We start from the raw sequence: 8831 nt of genomic DNA on the forward strand, positions 1-8831 counted from the left end.
GCACGTCGGCGCGCGTACGTACATGGTGCGGGAATCTCTGCACCAGCTCGCGGCGCAGATGGACCCTGCGCGCTTCGTCCGCGTGCACCGCTCCTCGATCGTGCGCCTGGACCAGGTGGCGGAACTGCAGCCGCTGACCAACCGAGATGCCGTGTTACGCCTGCACGACGGCACACCCGTGCGGGTCAGCCRCACCTATATCGACGCACTGCTCGTGGCGCTGCACGCACGCGCCTGACGGTCGCGTACGCGGCGCACCACCGGATCGGCGCGCCGCAGGCACGCACAACCGCACGCTGCGCGACATCACCGGACGGCGTCACTAGGTTGAAGGCTCCCCGACCGGAGCCGACCGATGCCAGCCCCATCTCCCTTCACGCATGCACGCACACGCCTGAGCGCGGCGTGCATCCTCGCGCTGCTCGCGACCGCCGTGCCCGCGATGGCGTCCGATACCTGCAGCACCGCGCCCGCCGACGCCGCCAGCACCACCTCGCAACGACTGCTGCAGGCTCTGGTGGAGACCAACGGCGTACCCGGCATGGGCGCGGCGGTATGGCGCGATGGCCGCGTCGCCTGGACGGGCTGTGCCGGCCTGCGCGATGTCGAAGCGCGCGCGCCAGTGCAACGCGACACCGTGTTCCGATTGGCCAGCGTATCCAAGGTCATAGCCACCACGGCGGCGGCGAAGCTGATCGAAGACGGCCGGCTCGACATCGATGCCGCAGTCGGCGCCACCTTGCCCTGGCTGACGCCTGCGTGGTCGCGAGTGACCGTACGCCAACTCGCCGCACACATCTCCGGCGCGCCGCACTACGCGGGCAACGATCTGCAGACGCTCGGCAAGGTCCGCTATCCCACCGCGCGCGATGCCGTCGGCTATTTCTCCGACCGCGCTCTACTGTCCACGCCGGGCACGAAGTATTCCTACTCCTCCTGGGGTTACACGTTGATCGGCGCGATGATCGAAGCGCGCTCGGGCCTGCACTTCCTCGACTACGTGCGCCAGCACGTCACCGACGGACTGGCCATCCTGGCAGATGGCGACGCGCCGTCCGCGCAGGCATCCGTTCTTTACGACATTGAGCACGGACCCGCACGGCGCGTCCCGAACACGGACATGAGCTACACCTGGCCCGGCGGTGGACTGGCGGCCACGCCCGAGGCGCTGGCGACCTTCGGTGGCCGCCTGCTCGACCACCAAATCGTTGGCGCCGCGCGGTGGGAGGCGATGCTGCAACCCACCCTGCTGGCCGACGGCACCCCGGTGCATGAGCGCGACTACGATGTGGGCTTCGGCTGGCGCGTCGGCCGCGATGCCGATGGCGACCGGATCGCGCACCACGCCGGCACTACCACCGGCGCACGTAGCGTGTTGCTCCTGTGGCCCGGACAGGGCACCGCCGTCGGCGTACTGTCGAATGCGATGTGGGTGTCGGCGATCGAAACCACTGCGGAACTGCTGGCCGCGCCGTTCCGCACGCCGCCGGCCAGCCTGACGGCCGCGGCATGCCCCGTCGGCGCACGCCTGACCGGCGCGCTTAAGGACGAACACTTCGAACTCGACGCGACGTTCCGCCTCGAACACGGCCGCTGCGTTGGCGACTTCGTCGCACCCAAACCTCTGCGCGACTTCTTCGCCAGCGCGTATGCGTGGCCCGGACACCGCCTGCGCATCGTCGCGCTTGCCGACGACGGCATGCTGTCGCGTGCAGCTCTCGCCACGCCTTACGGCCTGTACGACCTGCGTGCCGTACGTGACGGCGAATGGACGGTGTCCCTCAACGCCACGTCCACGCTGACCCTGACGCGCTAAGCCGCGTGCGCGCGCGTCCCCGGGGCCGGCACGCGCGATCCCTCACGGCCCCATCATGGAAAGGAACCACACGATGCGTTTCCGCACTCTCGCCTGCATCAGTCTCGCCGTCTTCTGTCTCGCTACTGTCGGCTGCAGTTCGATCGCAAGCCGCACCAACTCCCTCTCCGACGAACGCATCCTGTCCGAAACCGGCGGCGTGCTCGGTTTGTCTCCGTCGGAACTCACCCTGATCGAGCGCCGCACCGAAGGCACCAATACCTACGTCACCTTAAAGGCGCGCAATGGCAAGACCTATGCGTGCACCGTCAACGGCGGCAACCTGCTGTCGTTCGGCATGACCAATCCCCCGGTCTGTCAGCCGCGCTGAAACATCCTCGCCGCGACCGCGCCCGGTCGCGGCCTTCTTCTCTCCCATAGGACCCCGTCGATGCGCACACGCGGCCCATCACGGCGCGTGCGTGCGCGCCTGTTCTTTCTCCTCTGCAGCGGACTGGTGGTACCGGCCACGCAGGCGGCCATCGTGGTCGACGGTCGCCTGGACGAACCGGAGTGGCGCGACGCGGTGCAGTACCGCGATTTCCGCGTGGTGGCCCCATACCTGCTGTCGCACGCCCCAGATAGCGCAGCGACGGTGGCGTACCTGCTGTCCACGCCGGATGGACTGGTGGTGGGGTTCACCCTCACACAGTCAGACGACTATCCGCGCATCAGACCCCGCCTCGAACGCGATCAGGACACGCGCGCCGATCGGGTCGCGGTGATGATCGACTTCGACGCTGACGGCCGTACTGCTTACAGCTTCGGCGTGGACCTGTCCGGCTCGGTTCAGGACGGCGTGGTGACCAACGAGAACCAGCTTGCCACCGACTGGGACACCGACTGGACCTGGGCGGTGAGCGAGCACGACGCCGGCTGGCAGGTGGAACTGCTTCTGCCATGGACGGTGGCGCCGATGCGCGGCGCGGATGCACCCACCCGCGACATTGCCGTCCACTTCAGCCGCACGCTGGGGGCCACGGGCGAACAGGTCGCTTATCCCGCCGTCTCGCCCGAGCGAGCGCGCTTCGTCTCCGCCTTCGAACGCGTGAACCTGGCGCAGTACCGCAAGGCGCTGCTGCACGTATGGCCGTACGCGACCGTCACCCACGACCGTCTCGAGGGCGACCACCGCCACAAGGCCGGCGTCGATCTGCTGTGGAAGCCGTCGCCCACCTTCCAGCTGGGCGCCACGGTCAATCCCGATTTCGGCCAGGTCGAATCAGACGACCTGGTCATCAGCTTCGACGCCGTGGAGACGTTCCAGAGCGACCGACGTCCGTTCTTCACCGAGAACCAGAGCATCTTCAAGCAGACCACACCCGATGCCGGCCGACTGGTGCACACACGGCGCATCGGCGCTGAGGCCGATGACGGCACCGGAATGGCCGACATCGCGGCCGCGATCAAGCTCAACGGCTCGCTCGGTGCGCTCGGCTACGGCCTGCTGTCCGCGAGCGAGCGCGGTCCCGTCGGCCGCGACTTCCAAGCAGCGCGCCTGCAGTACCCCGTATCGACCGGAATCAACGTCGGCTGGCTCGGGACTTATGTCCGCCGTCCGTTCCTGCAGCGCGAGGCCCGCGTGCACGCGGTCGACCTGAGCTGGCGCCGTGGCGAGCAACTGGTGGTCGATGCGCAGGTGCTCGCCAGCGAGGCAAACCAGCATGGAGTGACGCGCAGCGGCTCCGGTGCATGGCTCCGGCTGTTCTGGATGCCGTCGCCGAGCTGGACCTACGAAATGGAAGCTACCCATTTCGATCCCGACCTCGATTTCAACGACCTGGGCTACCAGCGCCGCGGCGATCTAGATGAGATCGAAGTCACTGGCGCCTACCTGCATCGCAGCCAAGGCCCGTCCTCTCGCCTGTCGACGGCGCGCTGGTCGCTGGAAGCGCAGGCACGGCGCAATCATCGCGGCGAACGTCTGCCGGACATGTGGATCGCGCGCGGCACCTTCGATCTGCGCAGCGGCACCCGGATCATCGTCGACAGCGTCACCAGCAGCGGCGGCTGGGACGACCGTTTCCTGCGCGGGCACGGCGCGGTGTGGTTCGGCCATCGGAACGAGGCAAGCGCCCGCGTGGTAAGCCGCCGCTTAGGTGCGTGGTCGTACGAGGCCGAATTATCGTTGGCGGCGCTCGGCCTGAGTACGCGTCTCTCGCAGGCCGCACGGTTTGCAGTGAACTGGTTCGCCGGCGACCGTTTCAACGCGAAGCTGGAACTTGCGCCGGATATCAGCAGGGACTGGTTGATCTGGGAAGGTGGCGATTGCGCGGGCCGCTACACGCGCCGAGGCGATGCGTTGAGGCTCGACGCCGCCTGGTTTCCCGGACGCCAGCACGAGCTGCGCTTGAAATCGGAATGGCTCGGGCTGCGTGCCGAGGGGGGCCAACGTTACCGGCGCGGCGCCGATGGCCGGCTGCATTACACCGGCGAGAAGCTCTCCGCGTTCGACATCAACCGCTTTGGCATCCAGCTGCGCTACCGGTATTTGCTCGGACCGCAGTCGGACGTCTACCTAGCGTGGTCGCGCGGCGGCCTGGGTGAGCATGAGCGCCGCCGCCCGGGCACTGCCCAGCTGTTCGAGGAGGCGCTGTCGCTGACCGATACCGATCAACTGGTAGCCAAGCTGCGCTATCGGTTCTGAAAGCAATCGAGATGCTGCTCTTCAAAAAAATGATCAAGTCGATCGATAGCAGAAAGCACTGCGGCTGCGCGACCGCATCGAACGCACCGGGGCCGATATCGCGAACAGCACCATAGGGAAATCGCTCCGCCGGACGTCTACCTTGGTGATCGGGCGCTGTTCGCGCCCCGTGCACCGTCGACCGATGATCAAAGACCACCCGAATCCCTACCTCCAGGCCTCGCTGCGCGCTCTATCCACCGCCCTGGATCGGTGTGCCCGGCAACTGCGCGCGGCGAAGGCCCCCGTAGAGCGCGAGGACATGGCACACCTGCTTCTCGCCGCCGCCCAGCGCCTCGCCCCCAACCGCAGGAACCCGGGAGAGCCGGTGAATCGCGCGCGTGCGGGTGCGGAGGTCTTTCCAGACTTCTGGCTGCGTTACGAACGCGAGAAGCGCGCGATGCGCTGGCACCTGTTCCACCAGGCCGCCGAGACCGCCGGACTCACGCCCGCGCACCTCGGCGAGTACCTCACGCTGACGGGGCGGCCCCTGATGGATCGCGTCCTGGAAAGCGAGGAAGGCTACCGCGAAGCCCTGGACTGGATCGAAGAGGCCCGTCGTACAGGTGACCGGTCTTCTCGCCGTGTCGAGTAAGACCACCCGGGCCCATACATAGGGCTCACCAAGTAAAGCCTCACCCCGACCTGTCCCTGCCCGCGTCGGATCGGACGTGCACGCCCCCGCCCGCGTTCGCGAATACAGGGGCCCGCGTGTGCTCGGGTCCTGACGACCGATGACCCGAATCGCAATGCCGTGACACTGGGCATGCCGGGCATGCAGTGCTCACCCCCCACGTGCACTCTACGGCGCACCCTCGAATACCAAGGTCACCTTTGGTCTTGCTGGATCACCCGCGCTGTACTGCGTCTGCGGGAACCCCAGATAGTCCGGGTAGCTCGCATGCAGCGTGTGGTTGGATCGCCACTGCAGCGTCAGCGGTACGTGATCGAACGGCGCGTCGAATCCGGCAACACCGTTGGAGGCCATGCACTCCGCCTCGCGCGAAGACTCCAGCACCGTTACCTGCGTCCGGCGATAGGTGGTGATGCTGCAGCCGCAATGGCGCAGCTCGGCCTTCAGCGTGCCGTCGGGAGAGGGCAGCGTATCGACGTACTCGTCCACGCAGCCGCAGGCGACCAGAATCGATGACAGCACGCACGCCACCAGCAGACGGAACAACGGCTTCATGATGGACGGACTCCATGGCGACACGATCTTCCTGACCCATCCTGCCAGCCATTTGCCCCATCGCAAAGCGACTGGGGACGGACTGAGCGGCAGGTGATTCCCGTCGATCACGCCGCGTCGTCATCATCGATAGGTAGACCGACGCTCCCGTGCGAAGCCGCCTCACTCACCCCACCCTACGTGCCCAGTGACTCTTGAAACTACGACGCTTGGGTCATGCCTTCGCCAATGCGGCGGCTTCACACCGTCGATCCCGCGTCCAGCGCCGCCTTCCGAGCACCCTGTGCCGTGCGACCGCCAAACACGATGCCTGTGAGGCGCTCCGACTCCTGCCACAGGCGCTCGGCGACGGCGACATCCTCCGCCTGCGGCGGCACCCTGGCCGCAACCGGATGGCCGCGTGTCTCGCTCAACCTGTCCGGCCCGTAGTAACCACCGGCCTGCGCCGTGGCTGCAGTCGCCGCGTACAGGGGCGGCAAAGCCCCTCGTTCCGGGGGCTGGAACAGGAACCACAGATAGCGGCGTGCCAGCGCTTGCGGACTGCCGGGGCCAGCGCCGTTGGGCAGCAGGTCCGTGCGCGAGATGCCGGGGTGTGCGGCGAGGCTCTGGATGCCCCACCCTTCGCGCACGCTCCGTCGCTGCAACTCGAACGCGAACAGCAGGCACGCCAGCTTCGACTGGCTGTAGGCGGCCATCGGCACATACCGACGGTGCGATTGCAGGTCGTCGAAATCGATCGCACCGCTGCGCGCGGCAATGCTCGACAGCGACACGACGCGCGCATGGCATCCCTCGCGCAGCAACGGCAGCAACCGGGCCGTCAGCGCGAAATGGCCCAGATGGTTCGTCCCCAGTTGCAGTTCGAAACCGTCGGTGGTCTCCTTGCGCTGGGGCGGCGTCATCACGGCCGCATTGTTGACCAGCAGGTCCAGGCTGCCGTGCGAACGCAGCACGGTGTCGGCGAAGGTCTCGATCGAGTCGAGGCTGGCCAGATCGACGGCGCCGAAGCGCACGCGCGCCCGCGGCGACACCTGGCTGATCTGCTCGACGGCGGCCGCGCCCTTGGCGGCGTTGCGTCCCGCCACGATCACCGTGGCACCTGCCCGTGCGAGCGCAAGGGACACGTGCAGGCCAATGCCGCCCGTTCCGGTGACCAGGACCGTGCGCCGCACCTGGGAGGGAATATCCGACGTCGTCCAGCCTGCCATGATCGTTACCTTGTGGAGGGAAGAAAGAAGAGCACGCACAGGCTTCGCACGACGAGCGACACGACGCAGCGCGGGGCACGACGACGCGGTGCATCGTCGCCGTGAGGCAGTGTCGCGACGCGACTTTAAGACGCGTTTAAGGCAGGCAACGCCATCGCGGATGGCGCATGCCAGTCGGCATCGCCTGCCTGCGGCGCTGCAAGGCTCGTTGGCCAACATCGATCCGGTTGGATGCTTCCGTTGCGACACACCTGAATCCAGGCACAAAAAAAGAGGCGCGCTGCGCCTCCCACCCTCAATGTATATAACGCCCCGGGGCTTGCGGCAAGGCCCGGGGCGGGCATCAGTATCGCCGGCCTGTCGATTCGGCAGGACACACGAGCTCCTCCCATGCGCGATACCCCGGTCTACTACCACGGCACCCAGGCAACACTCGTCCCCGGCGACCTGATCGTCGCAGGCCACGTTTCCAACTTCGGCAAACGCCGCGTCGCGAAGTACGTCTATCTGACCGCCATGCTGGAAGCTGCGACATGGGGCGCGGAACTGGCGGTCGGCTCGGGACGCGGGCACATCTACATCGTCGAGCCGACCGGCCCCTTCGAAGACGACCCCAACCTCACCGACAAGAAATTCCCCGGCAATCCGACGCGCTCCTACCGGACGCGCGACCCCTTGCGCGTGGTCGCGGAAGTACACGGCTGGGTCGGCCACTCGCCCGAACGACTCGCGGCCATGCGCGCACGCCTGGCCGAACTGGACCGGCAGGGCGTGGAGGCGATAGAGGATTGAAACTGAGCGGTGCGGGCGACGCACGCGCGTGAATGCGCGCGAGCGTCCACGTCGCTGGCTGATGCGTGACGCGCAGGCTGCTGCCGCGCGCGACTCACTTGCGGGCCGAGCGTCCCCGCTTCTTACCGCCGTCCGCCATGTCCGCACGGCTCTGCGCGAACTCGGGGAACGTGTCCTCGAGCGTGTCCTTGTCCGGCAGGATGTAGAACACCCCGCCCTTCTCGAACGTCGGCTGCATGATGTCGGTGTAGAACGTGGGCGCTACGTTGATGCACCCGTGCGTGATGCGGTTGTCGTCCGGTGTCGGCGACGCGAGTCGCTCTTCGCGCTTCTCGGCGGGAACCCCGGTGGCGGTCGGATGGATGGAGACCGCGGAATCGTAGTCCACCCACAGTACGCGTCCGGCGTCGATGGAGGGGCCGAAGCCACCCACGAAGCGACCTGCCGGCGTCGTGCGGTCACGGCCGGGAATCTCCCGAAGGGCAAGCCCCGCGACGCCGGGCGCCGTGTGATCGCCGACCGCAGATCCGAACAGGCCCGGTGCGGCGCCGCGCGGGCGACCCTCGCCGTCGAACACCAGGATCTGCGCCGCCGCCTTGTCGATGATGGCGAAGGGATACCCCTGGCTGTCCCTGGTCGCGACGATCCAGCCTGCGAGCGCGACGATCGTGTCGGAGACCTGCTGGCCTTCCGGAAGCTGGTCGGCACTGGTGGCCGTTTGCGCGGGCTTGGCCTCGGAGGCCTTGTCGGCCCGTGACGTGTCGGCCTGGGACTTGGCCGCAACAGAACCGGCGAACGCGAGCGTCAACAACAGCGCGCCGCTGGCGATACGGATGAAAGAATGCGGGCGCATACGGAGGGTGCGGTTCCTCGACACTGGAGCGATATCAGTACGCATCCCGGTGGCCTGTCGCGGCCACCGGGATGCGGATTCCACGATCCGTCATGAATCGTGCGGGCGCGGTCAGCCGCGCGGCACGCGACGCGGCGCGGACTCTAGCTGACGCACGCGGCCTTCGATCTGATCCAGGCGCTGGTTGGCCTGCTGTGCGGACTGGTTCGCGGCATCGGCGCTCTGCGCCGCACCCTGCACCTTCGTGT

General features: G+C 67.4%; 9 protein-coding genes. 6 read left to right on the forward strand and 3 right to left on the reverse strand.

Annotated features, from left to right (window positions below; translation table 11 throughout):
• From AC04L7_RS07095 to AC04L7_RS07115, 5 genes are all read left to right on the forward strand, one after another.
• On the forward strand, positions 1-238 hold a 238-nt coding region (locus AC04L7_RS07095; RefSeq protein ID WP_475512745.1), incomplete at its 5' end, for a LytTR family DNA-binding domain-containing protein.
• A 117-nt stretch (positions 239-355) separates the two neighbouring features.
• Positions 356-1816 carry a serine hydrolase domain-containing protein gene (locus AC04L7_RS07100; RefSeq protein ID WP_435999190.1) on the forward strand — a complete coding sequence of 487 codons (1461 nt, stop codon included), beginning with the start codon at positions 356-358 and terminating at the stop codon, positions 1814-1816.
• A 73-nt stretch (positions 1817-1889) separates the two neighbouring features.
• Entirely contained in the window at positions 1890-2186 is a 297-nt protein-coding gene (locus tag AC04L7_RS07105) for a hypothetical protein (RefSeq protein ID WP_296282720.1), read from the forward strand.
• A gap of 60 nt (positions 2187-2246) precedes the next feature.
• The gene (locus AC04L7_RS07110) at positions 2247-4502 is read left to right on the forward strand and encodes a DUF5916 domain-containing protein (protein WP_435999192.1); all 2256 of its coding nucleotides are present in this window, start codon (positions 2247-2249) and stop codon (positions 4500-4502) included.
• 184 nt (positions 4503-4686) lie between these two features.
• Positions 4687-5136: a hypothetical protein gene (locus AC04L7_RS07115; RefSeq protein ID WP_435999194.1), complete on the forward strand. Its 450-nt coding sequence runs from the start codon at positions 4687-4689 to the stop codon at positions 5134-5136.
• A gap of 207 nt (positions 5137-5343) precedes the next feature.
• Here AC04L7_RS07115 and AC04L7_RS07120 read toward each other — a convergent pair whose 3' ends face one another.
• Positions 5344-5730: a hypothetical protein gene (locus tag AC04L7_RS07120; RefSeq protein ID WP_435999196.1), complete on the reverse strand. Its 387-nt coding sequence runs from the start codon at positions 5728-5730 to the stop codon at positions 5344-5346.
• A 239-nt stretch (positions 5731-5969) separates the two neighbouring features.
• Positions 5970-6938, reverse strand: a complete 969-nt coding sequence (locus AC04L7_RS07125; protein ID WP_435999198.1) for an SDR family oxidoreductase — start codon at positions 6936-6938, stop codon at positions 5970-5972.
• A 390-nt stretch (positions 6939-7328) separates the two neighbouring features.
• Here AC04L7_RS07125 and arr point away from each other — a divergent pair, with 390 nt between their 5' ends.
• Positions 7329-7730 carry an NAD(+)--rifampin ADP-ribosyltransferase gene (arr, locus tag AC04L7_RS07130; protein WP_435999200.1) on the forward strand — a complete coding sequence of 134 codons (402 nt, stop codon included), beginning with the start codon at positions 7329-7331 and terminating at the stop codon, positions 7728-7730.
• 94 nt (positions 7731-7824) lie between these two features.
• Here arr and AC04L7_RS07135 read toward each other — a convergent pair whose 3' ends face one another.
• The gene (locus AC04L7_RS07135; protein ID WP_435999201.1) at positions 7825-8583 is read right to left on the reverse strand and encodes a hypothetical protein; all 759 of its coding nucleotides are present in this window, start codon (positions 8581-8583) and stop codon (positions 7825-7827) included.
• Between the last annotated feature and the right edge of the window lie 248 nt (positions 8584-8831).

The organism is Pseudoxanthomonas sp. LjRoot204_2, from assembly GCF_056175765.1.

What these genes read in the sequence shown, in the direction of transcription:
- AC04L7_RS07115 (WP_435999194.1), top strand. Translation starts at nt 4,687, where the DNA reads ATGATCAAAGACCACCCGAATCCCTACCTCCAGGCCTCGCTGCGCGCT.
- AC04L7_RS07125 (WP_435999198.1), bottom strand. Translation starts at nt 6,938, where the DNA reads ATGGCAGGCTGGACGACGTCGGATATTCCCTCCCAGGTGCGGCGCACG.
- AC04L7_RS07100 (WP_435999190.1), top strand. Translation starts at nt 356, where the DNA reads ATGCCAGCCCCATCTCCCTTCACGCATGCACGCACACGCCTGAGCGCG.
- arr (WP_435999200.1), top strand. Translation starts at nt 7,329, where the DNA reads ATGCGCGATACCCCGGTCTACTACCACGGCACCCAGGCAACACTCGTC.
- AC04L7_RS07120 (WP_435999196.1), bottom strand. Translation starts at nt 5,730, where the DNA reads ATGAAGCCGTTGTTCCGTCTGCTGGTGGCGTGCGTGCTGTCATCGATT.
- AC04L7_RS07110 (WP_435999192.1), top strand. Translation starts at nt 2,247, where the DNA reads ATGCGCACACGCGGCCCATCACGGCGCGTGCGTGCGCGCCTGTTCTTT.
- AC04L7_RS07105 (WP_296282720.1), top strand. Translation starts at nt 1,890, where the DNA reads ATGCGTTTCCGCACTCTCGCCTGCATCAGTCTCGCCGTCTTCTGTCTC.
- AC04L7_RS07135 (WP_435999201.1), bottom strand. Translation starts at nt 8,583, where the DNA reads ATGCGCCCGCATTCTTTCATCCGTATCGCCAGCGGCGCGCTGTTGTTG.